The sequence below is a fragment of the Staphylococcus cornubiensis genome, assembly GCF_900183575.1.
GTDB classification, from domain to species: domain Bacteria; phylum Bacillota; class Bacilli; order Staphylococcales; family Staphylococcaceae; genus Staphylococcus; species Staphylococcus cornubiensis.
On the sequence record NZ_FXUZ01000001.1, the window covers coordinates 383358 to 399927 of the forward strand.

A 16570-nucleotide genomic window follows, 5' to 3' on the forward strand; every position below is an offset into this window, starting at 1 on the left:
TGATTATGCATGTCGAAATTAAATTTGAATCAAGAAATTAAAAAAATTGAAAATGCTTTGAAACAGTTGATTCAATCAGAGGATTCAACATTACAAAGTGCTGCAGATCACCTTTTATCATCAGGAGGTAAGCGTGTTCGACCATTATTTGTGATTTTAAGCAGTCACATCGGTGAGAATCCTGCAAATGATGCGGCTTATCGTGTTGCTACAGCATTGGAACTGATTCATATGGCGACGCTTGTCCATGATGATGTGATTGATTTCAGTGATAAAAGACGTGGCAGATTAACAATTGAAAAGAAGTGGGATCAACCGACTGCTATTTTAACAGGTAACTTTTTACTCGCACGTGCACTAGAACATTTATCATCTATTCAAGACAGTCGCATTCACCAAACACTGTCTCATGCGATTATTGAAGTTTGTCGCGGAGAGCTTTTCCAATTCCAAGATCAATTTAGATCGGAACAGTCGATTACGAACTATTTACGTCGTATCAATCGTAAAACCGCACTATTGATGCAACTTGCTACTGAAGTCGGTGCCATGAGTTCGGGGACTGATGACCAAACGATTCGTAAAATGCGTGACATTGGTCATCATATCGGGATGAGCTTCCAAATTGTAGATGATGTATTAGATTTTACAAGTACAGAAAAGAAACTAGGTAAGCCTGTTGGAAGTGATTTGCGTAATGGACATATGACGTTACCAGTATTGTTAGAAATGAAGCAAAATCCACAACTCAAAGAAAAAGTTGCAACGTTAACGCCGAATTCGCCGACTGAAGATTTTGATTGGTGTATTGAGCAAATACGTCAATCAGAATCCATTACACGTTCTTTAGACATTAGTCAAAGGTATTTGGATAAAGCTTCAACGTTACTTGAAACACTACCTAAAAACGAGATTAAACCACATTTCAGAAAATTAATAAAAAGATTACAAAACAGAATGAATTAATCTACTTTCTTGTTGAAAGCGCTTTAAACTAATGATAGGATAGTCTTGTAATACATAAAAACACAGGGGGCATTTCTCATCATGGAAAAAAGTTTTGTAATGATTAAACCGGACGCGGTACAACGTAAATTAATTGGTGAAATTGTTCAACGTATCGAACAAAAGGGGTTAAAGCTTGTTGGGGCTAAATTAATGACAGTACCTCAATCTTTAGCCGAAACACATTATGGTGAACATGAAGGAAAACCATTTTATGAATCACTCATTTCTTTCATTACATCAGCACCAGTATTTGCGATGGTCGTAGAAGGTGAAAACGCTGTTGCAGTTTCACGCCATATTATCGGAAGCACAAATCCTTCTGAAGCGACACCAGGTTCAATTCGTGGAGATTTAGGCTTAACAGTAGGGCGTAATGTGATTCACGGTTCGGACTCAGTGGAATCAGCAGAACGAGAAATTGCACTTTGGTTTAAAGACGAAGAAATCAGTTCATACCATACACCAGATGAAACTTGGTTATATGAAGCATAATGAATACACTCATTTTACGGGGCTTGGACATTCAGTTGTCTGAGCCCTCCATTTGTTTTAAGACGCTATTTATCATTGTTAATAAAGCGCCAATATAGACGTTCACCTATGCAACAATAAAGTCTATTAAAGTGTATTTAAATCGTTCTGAAACTGGTTTGGGTGGTCTTTAAAACTACAAATAATTCTTTAGTGATTAAAAGCGGTGAATAATAAAAGCATTTTCTGTTAAATTCTTTTCTGTTTTATGCTATGATATGAAACATATGAACTATAAGGTAAGGGGAGTGCTAACCATGTTGAGATTTTTAACGTCTGGAGAATCACACGGTCCACAATTAACAGTAATTATTGAAGGGCTACCAGCAAATATGGCAATTGATATTGATCAAATTAATGAAGAAATGTTTAAACGTCAAGGTGGCTATGGCAGAGGACGTCGCATGCAAATTGAAAAAGATACTGTAGAAATCGTCTCAGGTGTACGTCATGGTTATACTTTAGGCAGTCCTGTCACAGTAGTCATTAAGAATGATGATTTTACACATTGGCGTAACATTATGGGGGCTGCACCTATTTCTGATGAAGAGAAAGAGAATATGAAACGTGTGATCACGAAACCAAGACCAGGTCATGCAGATTTAGTTGGTGGAATGAAATATAATCATCGTGATTTACGTAATGTGCTCGAACGTTCATCTGCTCGTGAAACAGCGGCACGTGTTGCTGTCGGTGCACTATGTAAACAATTACTAAAACAGTTAGGCATTGACGTTTATAGCCGTGTCGTTGAAATTGGTGGCATTAAAGATGAGGGCCTTTACGATATTCAAACAATTATTGAAAACGTCGATAAAAATGATGTCCGCGTGATTGACGACAGCATTGCACAAGCGATCCGTGATAAAATCGATAGCGCTAAAAAAGAAGGCGATTCTATCGGTGGCGTCGTCCAAGTGATTGTCGACCATATGCCTGTGGGGATCGGTAGCTATGTTCATTACGACAGAAAACTTGATGGTCGCATTGCACAAAGCGTTGTTGGCATTAACGCATTCAAAGGTGTGAGTTTCGGCGAAGGATTTAAAGCTGCTGAAAAATTAGGAAGCGAAATTCAAGATCCAATTTTATATTCAGAAGAACAAGGCTACTACAGAGCATCGAATCATCTCGGCGGTTTGGAAGGCGGCATGTCAAATGGTATGCCAATTATCGTTAATGGTGTGATGAAACCTATTCCAACATTATATAAACCACTTGCATCTGTAGATATCGACACGAAAGAACCATTCAAAGCAACGATTGAAAGATCTGACAGTTGTGCTGTACCTGCTGCGAGTATCGTTTGTGAACATGCTGTTTCATACGAAATTGCAAGAAGCATTTTAGAAGAATTTGGCTCACATGATTTTGCACGCCTTGCACAACAAGTTGCTGAAAGACGTGAACTGAACCAAACATTTTAATGATAGGTGATGAACTATGCAATTAACAACGACGTATCCAGATCGTAATTATCCGATTATTATTGAACATTCTGCCTTTGAAAGATTAGATACATTTGTTTCTGACTATCAACATGTATTTGTATTTGTCGATCAAAGTGTCTACTCTGTTTGGGAAAACAAAATTTCTCGTTTCGTCAATGACCATCATTATACAACTTTTCAAATTCCTTCAGGTGAACAAGTGAAATATATGGCGCAATATGAACATTATATTGAAGCACTCCTTGCTCATCAACCTACCCGTAATACATGTCTAATTGCAATAGGTGGCGGGGCAACAGGTGACTTCGTTGGCTTTTTAGCAGCGACATTATTACGTGGTGTTGATTTTATTCAAGTGCCAACAACCATTCTTGCTCACGATTCAAGCATTGGCGGAAAAGTAGGCATTAATACCACACAAGGTAAAAATTTGGTCGGCGCTTTTCACCGTCCGAAAGCTGTCATTTATGATTTAGAATTCCTTACTTCTTTACCTTTTGATGAAATATTAAGCGGTTATGGCGAAGTGTATAAACATGCGCTACTCAATGACGAAGCGTCTGTGCGCGCGCTCGAACAAGTTTATCCAAACAAGGGCGAATTAAAACAACTTCAGTCGATTGAACAATATTTAATACAAGGCATTCAAACGAAACTTCAAATTGTGCTCAATGATGAAAAAGAATGCGGACAGCGCCAGTTTTTAAACTTAGGTCATACGTTTGGACATGCAATTGAATACAAGTATCGTCTCGCTCATGGCCATGCAGTCATGATCGGGATTTTGTATCAATTCATCGTCTCAAATCTGATGTTAAACAGCCATTTTGAAATTAATCATTACATCACGTATATGAAAGCACTAGGCTATCCTTTAGAGATAATGAGTCAATTTGAGTTTGAGCCATTATTAAAACTCATGTTACATGACAAGAAAAATGATGCTAACGGCGTACGTATGGTACTGTTACAATCGATAGGCAATCCTACTGTACAGCATGTCGACATCTCTACATTACGACAAGCATTTGATACACTGATTCAACAATATCAAGAGGTGATTTAAATGGAAAAAATTGCGATTAACGGGCCGCTAAAAGGTGAAGTCACGGTACCAGGTGATAAATCTATGACGCACCGTGCGATTATGCTTGCTTCATTAGCACAAGGACGTTCTGTGATACATCGTCCTCTCTTAGGTGAAGATTGCTTAAGAACAGCGAAAATTTTTGAACTTTTAGGCGTTAAAATGGAAATTACAGATGATGCTATTGACATTGATTCACCTGGTTACGCCCATTTTCAAACACCTCATCAAACATTATATACCGGCAATTCCGGTACAACGACACGTTTAATGGCAGGATTACTCGGTGGGCTCGGCATTCAAAGTGTATTATCAGGAGATGCTTCGATTGGCAAAAGACCTATGGATCGCATTCTTCAACCGCTTCGACAAATGAACATCAATATTAATGGTGTTGACGATAATTACACACCGCTTATCATTGGTTCGAGTGAAGTAAAAGGGATTCATTATGATATGCCTGTCGCGAGTGCGCAAGTGAAAAGTGCTATTTTATTTGCGAGTCTATTCGCTAAAGAGACAACGACAATTCATGAAATAGATGTGTCCCGTAATCATACTGAAACGATGTTCGCACATTACGGTATTCCTGTTCAAACTCAAGGTTTAACAGCGACACTTCCAGGTGAAGGGATTCATCATATCAAACCACGTGATTTCGATGTGCCTGGAGATATTTCATCAGCTGCCTTTCTTATCGTTGCAGCGTTAATTACACCCGGCAGTGATATTACTATTCGTAATGTCGGAATTAATCCAACGCGTGATGGGATTATAGAAATTGTGGAACGTATGGGTGGTAACATTTCACTTTCTGACCAAACAAATGGCCCAGAGCCGACTGCAACAATTCGTGTACAATATACACCGAACTTAAAAGGCATCGAAATCGGTGGTGGACTCATTCCAAGATGTATTGATGAACTGCCGACGATTGCGTTACTCTGTACACAAGCAAATGGTTCAAGTATCATTAAAGATGCTGAAGAATTAAAAGTGAAAGAGACCAACCGTATTGACACAACTGCAAACGAACTCGACAAGTTAGGTTTGAAACTGCAACCGACTGATGATGGACTGATCATTGAACCTTCCACAATCAGTCAAATGCAACCTGTCGACAGTCATACTGATCATCGTATTGGTATGATGTTAGCAATCGCTTCACTCTTAACATCTGAACCGATTCAAATCGCTCAGTTCGAAAGTGTCAATGTGTCATTCCCAGGTTTTTTACCACTACTCAAACAATTAGTAAATGAGGGATAGTATGCAAGATATCTACAAATTAATTGACGATATCAACTTACAAAAATTAGAACAACTAGATTCTCGAGTTCAGGAGGCATTGCAATCGGATAACGACGATGCATTGTTTGTACTTGGCGAAACATTATACCAGTTTGGACTCACACCACAAGGCCTCGAAGTCTTTCGCACACTTTATATGAAGTATCCTGATGAAGATGAAATTTTAATCTATTTTATTGATGGCCTCATTTCAGAGAACCAAACGGATGAAGCATTAGAGTTTTTAAATGAAGTGCCACTCACGCCTGAACGTTTAATGTTAGAAGCTGACTTATATCAACAAATTAATATGATAGATATTGCGATTGAAAAAATTGAACAAGCCATTGAATTACAACCTGCTGATCCAATCGTACATTTCGCATTAGCAGAATTACTATATTATGATGGTCAATATTTACGTGCATCACGAGAATATGACACTGTACTTGAAAGCGGAGAGTATGAAGTGAACGGTGTCAACTTATTTTCACGTTTAGCTGACAGCAGTCTTCAAAGCGGGAACTATACCGATGCATTACGTTGGTTTGATGAAATCAATGATAATGAACTCTCATCTGAAGACTATCTTAAAAAGGCGATTGCTTATGAAAAGAATGATTTAACACATGAAGCAATTAAACTGATGAAAACATTATTACAAAAAGACCCTGATTTCATTCAAGGTTATTACTATTTACAACAGCTTTACGAAAATGAAAAAACATTTGCGGATGCCATTGAAATTGGACAAGAAGGATTGCGTCTCAACCAATTTTATAAAGAACTGATGTATAGTACAGGCGCATTGCAAATCGAACACGGGGATCAAAATGAAGGTGTCACATTGTTGAAGCAAGCACTTGAAGTAGACCCTGGTTATCAAGAGCCGTTACTTATGTTAGCTGACTTTTTACGTAACGAAGAAGATTATGAAGCATTAATTGAATTAGTGCAGTATGTGGATGAAGAAGATATGGATCCTCAGTTTATGTGGCAACTCGCTTATGCATTAGGACAAGAAGAGCGCGACAAAGAAGCACAACATTTCTATGCATTAGCTTTTGAATCTATGCGTGAAAATATCGATTTCTTGAAAGATTACTATTATTATCTCATTGAAATCGGTCAAATTGAACAAGCGAAAACGATACTTCAATTGTTATTACAAAAAGATAGTGGTAACCCAGAGTGGGATGCTGAACAAGGACGTTTACTGTAAGGTGATGACATATGCTAGACACGCGTTTAAACTTTGAAAAACGTGACTTTATCGAGTATTTACTCTTTCACTATCAATTTAAATCTCGCATCAGTGTGTGGTTATTAAATTTAATTAAAACGAACCATGCGCTTATTGAAAATATCCATTTTGTCGACCAAATCGTATCCGAACATCCTACATTAGAAATGGCTGTGGCAGATGCTTCCTCCATAGCGATTCAATATCGTGATGGCGATACATTGTTAATGAACTCTAATGAAATATTTAACCGGGTCATTCATCATTCACAGCAACTTGATATTAAAATCCATTTTAAGCGTGAAGCTGAACGTGACTTGCGTTTGGATCATTTGTTACTCAAACAACTACTAGCAAATCAAAATGGAGATGCTTATTTAAATGATATGTATGCGATAGAGTTATCACAAAGCACTGAACATCAGTTGATTCACTTGTTAAACTCACACATCGACGTCAGTTTAAGCTTAAAAGATATCCAGTCCTTTAAACATTACACAAAAATTTTAAATCTCATTAAGTTACGGCACATCACTGATGAAACTTAAACACTCATATACGAAAGGTACCCGTTATTATGTGGACATATCTACAAAATACGTTATTCTATCAACGCCCAATACTCATCTTTATCATCATGTGTAATATTCTCGGGACAATTTACGGTTATATTTGGTACGCGCCACAACTCATGAGATCACCTTGGTATTTTTGGCCATTTATCCCAGACAGCCCAACTGCGACGCTATTTTTAGTCGTCAGTTTAACCTTACTATTATTTAAGAAACATAGTGCCATTATTGATACACTTGCATTCGTTACATTATTAAAATATGGTATTTGGGCAGTCATGATGAATTTATTATTATTTATTGAGGACGATACGATTTACATCATGGGGCTTATGTTAATCATTTCTCACGGCATTATGGCAATTCAAGCATTGTTATTTTTACCACAATTCAAATTCACTTTGATGAGTTTAGGTGTTGCTATCATATGGGTTTTTCATAATGATGTGATTGATTATGTGTTTCATCAATATCCAGTATATGGGGGACTCGGACATTATGAACCACAAATTGGTTACCTCGCATTTTGGTTGTCTATTCTCCCTATTTTGTTCATCATTTATTGGCTCAGTAGGGGTAAAAAGATTGACCAAGTTTGATGAAGCCAGTACAATATGATTATAAAGGAGTGAGCATAATGTCTATCATGTCTTTAATTATTTATTTTGTTATACTTATGATCCTCCCAATGTATGCACAACACCAAGTTAAATCTAACTATGAAAAATATGCTCAAGTTAGATCAACAAGTGGCAAGACGGGACGAGAAGTAGCATTAGAAATTTTACACGCAAATGGCATTTACGATGTCGAAGTCAAAGAAGGTCAAGGGTTTTTAACGGACCATTACGATCCAAAAAATAAAGTCGTAGTGTTGTCACCTTCAAACTACAACAAACCGAGTGTTGCCGGAACTGCGATTGCCGCTCACGAAGTTGGTCACGCAATTCAGCATTACGAAGGTTATTTCTTTTTACGTTTCCGTAGTGCATTAGTACCAGTTGCGAACATTGGTAGTTCGATGTCATATATTTTCATTATGGCCGGAATTATCATGACATCATTACACATGGCAATTGGTTCAACAGCGTTATGGATTGGTATTTTCTTAATGGCATTCGCTGTATTGTTCTCCATTGTCACGTTGCCAGTCGAATTTGACGCAAGTAAACGTGCAATGAATCAAATACAAAGAATGCATATCGTGAATGAAAAAGAATATAAGCATGCTGGTCGCGTATTAAGAGCAGCAGCGATGACTTATGTTGCAGCGACAGCCGTTGCAGTTGCTGAGCTAGTCCGCTTGATTTTAATCGCACGTTCAGCAGATCAATAATAAACATTAAAAAGAGTTGGGGGACATTGGACCCAGCTCTTTTTTATTTACACATTAATTAAAAATCATCCATGATTCAAGATAGAGTTTTACTTATAAAAAAGGTGCATAGATTGCTCAACGCCACACATTTCATGTAAGATAAAGAAGAATGAAAATAGAAAGGATGTCATATCATGAATCGATCACTCTCCGATATGCAAAAAGAAGTTGATACATACATTTCACAATTTAAAACAGGTTATTTTTCTCCACTCGCAAACCTTGCACGCTTAACTGAAGAAGTTGGCGAACTCGCACGTGAAATCAACCATTATCATGGAGAGAAAAAGAAAAAAGACAGTGAAGCTGAAAATACAATCGAAGCTGAATTAGGTGACAACCTTTTCGTGCTCCTCTGTCTTGCAAATTCACTTGGTATCGATATGACAGAAAGTTTTAACCAAACAATGGAAAAATTCAACACCCGCGATAAATATCGATTTGAAAGAAAGTCATAAAGGAGTATTACATATATGAAAATTGGCATTACTTGTTATCCCTCAGTCGGTGGTTCAGGGATCATTGCAACAGAACTCGGTATTTTAATGGCTGAACGTGGGCATGAAGTGCACTTTATCACTTCAAATATGCCGTTTCGCTTAAATAAACCTGTACCCAACATTACTTTTCACCAAGTTGACGTGAATCAATATGCTGTGTTCCAATATCCACCATATGATATTTCGTTAAGTACGAAAATCGCCAATGTGATTAATGAATACGACTTGGATGTGTTACATATGCATTATGCAATTCCACATGCGATTTGTGGGATTTTGGCGAGACAAATGTCTGGAAAAGATATTAAAATTATGACGACTTTACATGGGACGGATATTACGGTACTCGGCTATGACCACTCATTAAGAAATGCCATTAAATTTGGAATAGAACAAAGCGATATTGTGACAAGTGTGAGCGAATCATTGAAAGAAGAGACAAATGAAATTATTGCACCACAAAAAGAGATTGTGCCGATTTATAATTTTGTCAGAGAGTCCGAGTTTCCGACTGGTTACAATTCAGAGTTAAAAGAAAGTTACGGGATTGAACAAGATGAAAAAGTATTGATTCACGTTTCGAATTTCCGCAAAGTGAAACGTATTGACAGCATTATCGATACGTTTTCCATCGTTCGTCAACACATTAAATCAAAATTGCTGCTCATTGGTGATGGGCCTGAATTACAAGATATGCGCATGAAAGTACGTGAAATGGATCTTTCAGAAGATGTCCTCTTTTTAGGTAAGCAAGATTGTATGAGTAACTTTTATCAAATGTCCGATATTGTATTATTAATGAGTGAAAAAGAAAGCTTCGGTCTCACGTTATTAGAAGCGATGAAAACAGGTGTCGTTCCTATTGGTACACGGGCTGGCGGCATCCAAGAAGTGATTAGACACCACGAAACAGGATTCTTAGTCGATATTGACGACAGTCAAGCAGCTGCCGACTATGCGATAAAGTTATTAACGGATGATGCATTATATCAATCTTTACGTCAAAATATGTTAACAGACATTTCACAACGGTTCCATTCACAAATTATCGCAGACCAGTACGAGCATTATTATAAAAAGATGATAGGAGATTTGTAGTTCATGAAGCAATCTCAATTTGAATTGGCGAAACCTATATTAGAACGATTGATGCAACATGGCTATGAAGCTTATTTTGTCGGTGGCTCAGTGCGAGATTTTATTATGAATCGACCTATTCACGATGTAGATATAACAACAAATGCGACACCAGATGAAATCGAATCACTTTTTGAACATACGATTCCAGTCGGCAAAGAACATGGAACAATCAATGTCGTATGGAACGGCGAAAATTATGAAGTGACGACTTTTCGTGCTGAAGCAGAATATGTCGACCATCGTCGTCCGACAGAAGTTTATTTCGTGAGAGATTTGTATCAAGATGTAGAACGTCGTGATTTTACGATGAACGCAATTGCAATGGATATCCAGTATGAACGGATTGATCATTTTGAAGGGGAACGTGATATCGAAGCGCGCATCATCCGTACGGTGGGTGATGCCAACACGCGTTTTGATGAAGATGCATTAAGAATTTTGCGCGGTTTACGTTTTAAATCACAGCTCGGATTTACCATTGAAGATGCGACTTTTGAAGCGATGGCGCACCGAATGGCCGACCTTGAATATTTATCGATTGAACGCATTATGAATGAATTAACATTATTGATCAACGGCGCATATGTTGCCGAAACATTTCCGATACTTCATTCATTGCAACTTTGGCGTTACATTCCATATTTCAAAGATGTAGATGTTGCAGCAATGAAATTGAATACGCCTTTAGAAATCGAATCGTTTCTCGCTATACTCAGCTATCGATCAAATCATCAAGCATTCAAGCCTTTAAAACTTAGTAATGCCCGAGTAAGAACAATTCAAACCTTCGTATCCGCGATTCAAAGCGTGCAAGAAATCAACACTAAAGTTCAGCTACAACAATTTGTATACGATTTTGGAATTGACGTTGCACTTCAAATCAACGAACTGCGTGAAACATTGGTAAACAATTCGATTGACATACCAACACCTGTCATCTTTAATGCCTCCTCAATTCAAGAGATATGGGCGCAATTACCAATTCAGTCACGTCAAGATTTAGCAGTGGACGGCAAATTGTTAATGCAAGCGTTCCAACTTAAAGGTGGTCCATGGATTAAAGATGTTTTACGTCAAGTCGAACGTGCTGTCATTGAACGTCAAGTCAACAACCAAACAGAAGCTATCATTGAATGGGTGAAATCAAATGTCAAAATATCGTGATCAAATATTAGAACTATTAACAGATGGCAGACCCAATTATATTTCTGGTCAGACCATTGCAGAAAAATTGAATATTTCTCGTATGACTGTCAAAAAAACAGTCGATCAGTTAAAAGCAGATGGGTTTTCAATTGATTCCATTCATAATAAAGGCCATCAATTGAACGCTTTACCAGAAGCTTGGCATACAGGTGTGTTAACATCAATTTTTAAACATCAATCGCTTATCGAGCACTTTCAGGCATATCCAACTGTGGACTCGACACAACAAGTTGCTAAGAAGGCGATTTTAAATGATGACCGTACGATGCTTATTTTAAGTGATGAACAAACAGCAGGAAAAGGCCGCTTCAAACGTGTATGGCAGTCATCAAAAGGGAAAGGTTTGTGGATGTCACTCGTATTAAGACCTGATATCCCTTTTTCAATGTTGACAACCTTTAATTTATTTATGTCATTAGCCATTAGTGAAGCGATTCAGTCATTTGTCACAGCAAAAGTTGAAATCAAGTGGCCGAACGATATTTACATAGAAGGTCAAAAAGTATGCGGTTTTCTTACGGAAATGGTTGCAAATGCAGACGGTATTGAAGCTGTTATTTGTGGTATTGGCATTAATTTAAACCATAATGTCGATGATTTTGAAGAAGCGCTACACGAAACAGCGACAAGCGTAAAAATGCATGCTGGTAAAAATGTGAACCGTTATGCATTTTTAGAACAGTTGATTCAACGTATTGAACAACGTTACACGCAATTTTTAACTGAACCTTTTACGACAATTAAAGATGAATATGTCGAACGTTCAAATATTTGGAATAAGCAATTACGTTTTACGGAAGGTCAACAGCAATTTTATGGTAAAGTTGTAGAAATTGACGACCAAGGCTTTTTACATGTCGTCGACCGCAATGGTGATTTTCACCGTTTAATGAGTGCAGATATTGAATTCTAACCCATCAAGAGAGAAAGGAGGGGGCATATGACGCATCAACCTTGTTACGCTGTTGTAGATCTTGAAACAACAGGCAACCAAGCAGATTATGATGAGATTATTCAAATTGGAATTACTTTCGTCCGGAACAATCAAATTGTAGACCATTATCACTCAATGATTAAAACCGATTTGACCATACCGACATTTATTCAAGCCTTAACTTCCATTGAAGAAGAAATGTTAAATCAAGCACCTTATTTTAAAGAAGTTGCACATGAAATCTATCATAAAATTAAAGATTGTATTTTTGTCGCACATAACGTCAATTTTGATTTGAACTTTTTAAAGCACTCTTTCAAAAAATGTCATATCCATTATCAACCCAAAAAAGTCATTGATACGTTGGAACTATTTAAAATTGCCTTTCCAACCGAAAAAAGCTATCAACTGACTGAACTTGCTGAATCATTAGGCGTTCCACTTACACAAGCACATCGAGCAGATGAGGATGCACATACGACAGCGCGTTTGATGATTTTAGCGTTTGAAAAGTTCGAAGTATTGCCGATTAATACAAAAAAACAACTGTACTATTTAAGTAAACAATTGAAATATCAACTCGATGACTATTTTTTCGAACAAGTGCGCTTACATCAACCTGCAAAAGAAATCACTGGATTAAATCAGTTTGAACAAATTTATTATCAAGCCCCACCTGATTTTGAAAAAAGCAATGTTCAGTTTGACGGTGATTTGACAGCTCTATATCAAACGATTGTTGACGCTTGTCACTACCAATATCGTGAAGAACAGCTCTATATGGCACAAATTGTGTTTGATCAATTAATGCATAATGAAAAAGCGTTGATTGAAGCAGACACAGGGAGTGGTAAATCATTAGCTTATCTTGTCGCGTCATTGATGTATTATATTGAAACAGGCGAACATGTCATGATTTCAACAAATACTAAAATGTTGCAAAATCAGTTGTTATTACAAGATATTCCAAAAATTAATCGGGCACTCAACGTATCGATCAATGCGACATTAATCAAAAGTAAACAGGACTATATTTCACTCGGCCTGATTAGCCAAGTATTAAAAGATGAAACGACAAACTACGATGTAAATTTGTTAAAAATGCAACTACTCATTTGGATTTTAGAAACACGTACGGGTGATATTCAAGAACTGAATTTACGTGGCGGTCAAAAAATGTATTTTGAACAAAAAATCGAGACGTATGTACCAGTTCGTAAAGATTTTCATTATTACAATCATATTCGTACTAACGCATCTAAAATTCAAATCGGCATTACCAATCATGCACATTTATTATATTCATCACCTGAACATACACTGTATCAAATGTTTAAGCATTGTATTATTGATGAAGCACACCGATTGCCTGATTATGCGATTGATTGTGCCATCCATGCTTTCGGGTATGCTGACATTAAGTATCAATTGGGATTAATAGGTAAGACAGAAAATGAAAAATTATTAAAACAAATTGATCAACTTGAACAACAACGTATTTTACAAAAATTGGATATTCCACCTATCGATGTTTTTAGTATTAAACAAGATATTATTGAAATTCATGACATGAACGAACACTTTTTTGATCATATTTTTAACCAAGTACATGAAGGTCAATTACATGATGATGAAGCATCGAAATTGCATTATGCGTATGATATGGAACGTGATCAATTGATTCCATTGTTACATCAATACATTTCAAAAATTAATGTCACTCTTGAACATTTTAACAATATGAAACATAAGGTCGTCAAAACGTTGCGTAAACATCTACTTTATATTGTGGATCAATTACGTGAAATCGAAACAGGACTGAAAGCAGGGCATTTGTTCTATATTACGCTAAAAAATGTTCAACAAAAGTCGACAATTAAAATTCATATTAAAGATGCATCCATTAAGCAACTGTTGACAGAGAAAATTTTAAAACAGTTTGAATCGATTTCATTCGTCTCAGGGACACTTACGTTTAATGGTTCCTTTAAAAATTATCAAAAATGGTTTGAAGAGGATGTGCAGTTCCAAACGTACAAAATTACGTCACGACATACGTTTGACTCTAATGGTCATATTTTTGTACCCAATGACATTAAACGTTACAGCTATCAAAATCAAGACGAGTATATCCAAACGATTGTTGAGTATATTGCACGTTACGTTACAACGGTTGATAGTAAGTGTCTCGTACTTTTTACAAGTTATAAAATGTTATACAACGTGATGGATTATTTAAATCAAATGGCAGAATTTGACGATTATGTGATTTTATCGCAACAACAAAATCAAAATTATAAAATCGTGCAACAGTTCAACCATTTTGATAAAGCGATTTTACTAGGTACGAGCACCTTTTTTGAAGGCTTTGATTATCAAGCGAACGGCATTAAATGTGTGATGATAGCGAAATTGCCGTTTATGAATCATCATGCAGTTAAACCGATGTTACTTGCAAATGAGTTTAATAATGTATTTAAAGATTATGTATTACCGGAAGCTGTACTGAGATTCAGACAAGGACTTGGACGTTTATTAAGAAATGAAAATGATCAAGGGATTGTCGTTTCTTTTGACAACCGTTTAGTCCATAGTCAATATCGTCACTTTTTCCAAAATACATTAACCCATTTCCAGCAACACCAAGGCAACATGCATCAATTTGAACAATTACTTCACAAGATGCAATCCAATCTAGAACACACATGATGTGGTAGAAGTTCGCCAATAGTTTTGTTAAAATAGTAACAGTATTAAAACAAATAGGAGAATGGTTATGAAAACAACGATTAAAGAAGCAAAGAATAAAATTGGCCAAGAAGTTACAATTGGCGCTTGGCTCGCGAATAAACGTTCAAGTGGTAAAATCGCGTTCTTACAATTACGTGATGGTACAGGATTTATGCAAGGTGTCGTCGTTAAAGCAGATGTAGAAGAGGACATTTTCCAACGTGCGAAATCTTTAACACAAGAAACATCTTTATACGTCACGGGCGAAATTACTGAAGACAACCGTTCAGACTTAGGTTATGAAATGCAAGTCAAAAACATCGAAATCATCCATGAAGCACATGATTATCCAATTACACCTAAAAATCATGGCACAGAATTTTTAATGGACCATCGTCATTTATGGTTACGTTCTAAAAAACAACATGCTGTGATGAAAATTCGTAATGAAATCATCCGTGCAACATATGAATTTTTTAATGAAAATGGCTTCACAAAAATTGATCCACCAATTTTAACAGCGAGTGCACCAGAAGGCACAAGCGAATTATTCCATACAAAATACTTTGACGAAGATGCATTTTTATCACAAAGTGGTCAGCTCTACATGGAAGCAGCTGCAATGGCATACGGTAAAGTATTTTCATTCGGACCTACATTCCGTGCTGAAAAATCAAAAACACGTCGTCATTTAATCGAATTTTGGATGATCGAACCTGAAATGGCATTTACAACGCATGCAGAAAGTTTAGAAGTTCAAGAAGCGTATGTTTCTTATGTCGTGCAATCTGTTCTTAAAAACTGCAAAATTGAGTTAAAATTATTAGAACGCGACACATCTAAATTAGAAAAAGTACAAGCACCGTTTCCACGCATTTCTTATGACGATGCGATAAAGTTTTTACATGAAGAAGGTTTTGATGATATCGAATGGGGTGATGACTTTGGTGCACCTCATGAAACAGCGATTGCAAACCATTACGACTTACCTGTATTTATTGTCAACTATCCAACAAAAATTAAACCATTCTACATGCAACCAAATCCAGAAAACGAAGACACAGTACTTTGTGCCGATTTAATTGCACCTGAAGGTTACGGGGAAATTATTGGTGGCTCTGAGCGTATTAACGACCTCGAATTATTAGAGCAACGTATTGATGAACATCAACTCGACACAGAAAGCTATCAATATTACTTAGACCTACGAAAATATGGTAGCGTGCCACACAGTGGTTTCGGTTTAGGTTTAGAACGTACTGTGGCATGGATTGCTGGTGTTGAACACGTGCGTGAAACATCACCATTCCCACGTTTGTTAAATCGTTTGTATCCATAATAGATACGGATGCTATGATGTAGTGCAGATGTTCGACTAACGAGACCTCGCTTCATCATATACAGGGGTGAGAGGTTGAAATTCTTTAACAACAGGGATTTCACGCTCACTCTCTTTTTATTCCGTCAATAGCGGTGAATCGAAAAAATATTGTTGTCGCA

Annotated in this window: 15 protein-coding genes; all 15 read left to right on the plus strand. The window is 36.9% G+C overall.

Features of this window, described 5'->3' with window-relative positions; genetic code table 11:
• Positions 1–9: 9 nt before the first annotated feature.
• The 15 genes from CCE82_RS02000 to asnS all read left to right on the plus strand — a co-directional run bounded on the left by CCE82_RS02000 (position 10) and on the right by asnS (position 16409).
• Positions 10–966 (plus strand): polyprenyl synthetase family protein, encoded by a 957-nt coding sequence (locus tag CCE82_RS02000; RefSeq protein ID WP_086427760.1) that lies wholly within the window; start codon positions 10–12, stop codon positions 964–966.
• A gap of 81 nt (positions 967–1047) precedes the next feature.
• Complete coding sequence (gene ndk, locus CCE82_RS02005) at positions 1048–1500, plus strand: nucleoside-diphosphate kinase (RefSeq protein WP_086427761.1); 453 nt, start codon at positions 1048–1050, stop codon at positions 1498–1500.
• Positions 1501–1799: 299 nt separating this feature from the next.
• Positions 1800–2966 (plus strand): chorismate synthase, encoded by a 1167-nt coding sequence (aroC, locus tag CCE82_RS02010; RefSeq protein WP_086427964.1) that lies wholly within the window; start codon positions 1800–1802, stop codon positions 2964–2966.
• 16 nt (positions 2967–2982) lie between these two features.
• The gene (gene aroB, locus CCE82_RS02015; protein ID WP_086427762.1) at positions 2983–4056 is read left to right on the plus strand and encodes a 3-dehydroquinate synthase; all 1074 of its coding nucleotides are present in this window, start codon (positions 2983–2985) and stop codon (positions 4054–4056) included.
• Positions 4057–5346, plus strand: a complete 1290-nt coding sequence (aroA, locus tag CCE82_RS02020; protein WP_086427763.1) for a 3-phosphoshikimate 1-carboxyvinyltransferase — start codon at positions 4057–4059, stop codon at positions 5344–5346.
• A 1-nt stretch (position 5347) separates the two neighbouring features.
• Positions 5348–6589, plus strand: coding sequence for a tetratricopeptide repeat protein (locus tag CCE82_RS02025; RefSeq protein ID WP_086427764.1), 1242 nt, complete (start codon positions 5348–5350; stop codon positions 6587–6589).
• An 11-nt stretch (positions 6590–6600) separates the two neighbouring features.
• A complete protein-coding gene (locus CCE82_RS02030) occupies positions 6601–7158 on the plus strand; it encodes a YpiB family protein (RefSeq protein ID WP_086427765.1) in 558 nt (185 codons plus the stop codon).
• 29 nt (positions 7159–7187) lie between these two features.
• Positions 7188–7781, plus strand: coding sequence for a DUF1405 domain-containing protein (locus tag CCE82_RS02035; RefSeq protein WP_086427766.1), 594 nt, complete (start codon positions 7188–7190; stop codon positions 7779–7781).
• A gap of 38 nt (positions 7782–7819) precedes the next feature.
• Positions 7820–8518 carry a zinc metallopeptidase gene (locus CCE82_RS02040; protein ID WP_086427767.1) on the plus strand — a complete coding sequence of 233 codons (699 nt, stop codon included), beginning with the start codon at positions 7820–7822 and terminating at the stop codon, positions 8516–8518.
• Positions 8519–8694: 176 nt separating this feature from the next.
• Complete coding sequence (locus CCE82_RS02045) at positions 8695–9018, plus strand: nucleotide pyrophosphohydrolase (RefSeq protein WP_086427768.1); 324 nt, start codon at positions 8695–8697, stop codon at positions 9016–9018.
• Positions 9019–9033: 15 nt separating this feature from the next.
• Positions 9034–10158, plus strand: coding sequence for an N-acetyl-alpha-D-glucosaminyl L-malate synthase BshA (bshA, locus tag CCE82_RS02050; RefSeq protein WP_086427769.1), 1125 nt, complete (start codon positions 9034–9036; stop codon positions 10156–10158).
• 3 nt (positions 10159–10161) lie between these two features.
• Entirely contained in the window at positions 10162–11364 is a 1203-nt protein-coding gene (locus tag CCE82_RS02055) for a CCA tRNA nucleotidyltransferase (RefSeq protein WP_086427770.1), read from the plus strand.
• Positions 11348–12319, plus strand: coding sequence for a biotin--[acetyl-CoA-carboxylase] ligase (locus CCE82_RS02060; RefSeq protein WP_086427771.1), 972 nt, complete (start codon positions 11348–11350; stop codon positions 12317–12319). The genes CCE82_RS02055 and CCE82_RS02060 overlap by 17 nt, the downstream gene beginning before the upstream one ends.
• Positions 12320–12346: 27 nt before the next feature.
• The gene (locus tag CCE82_RS02065; RefSeq protein WP_086427772.1) at positions 12347–15049 is read left to right on the plus strand and encodes a helicase C-terminal domain-containing protein; all 2703 of its coding nucleotides are present in this window, start codon (positions 12347–12349) and stop codon (positions 15047–15049) included.
• A 67-nt stretch (positions 15050–15116) separates the two neighbouring features.
• Positions 15117–16409, plus strand: coding sequence for an asparagine--tRNA ligase (gene asnS / locus CCE82_RS02070; protein WP_086427773.1), 1293 nt, complete (start codon positions 15117–15119; stop codon positions 16407–16409).
• Positions 16410–16570 lie beyond the last annotated feature (161 nt).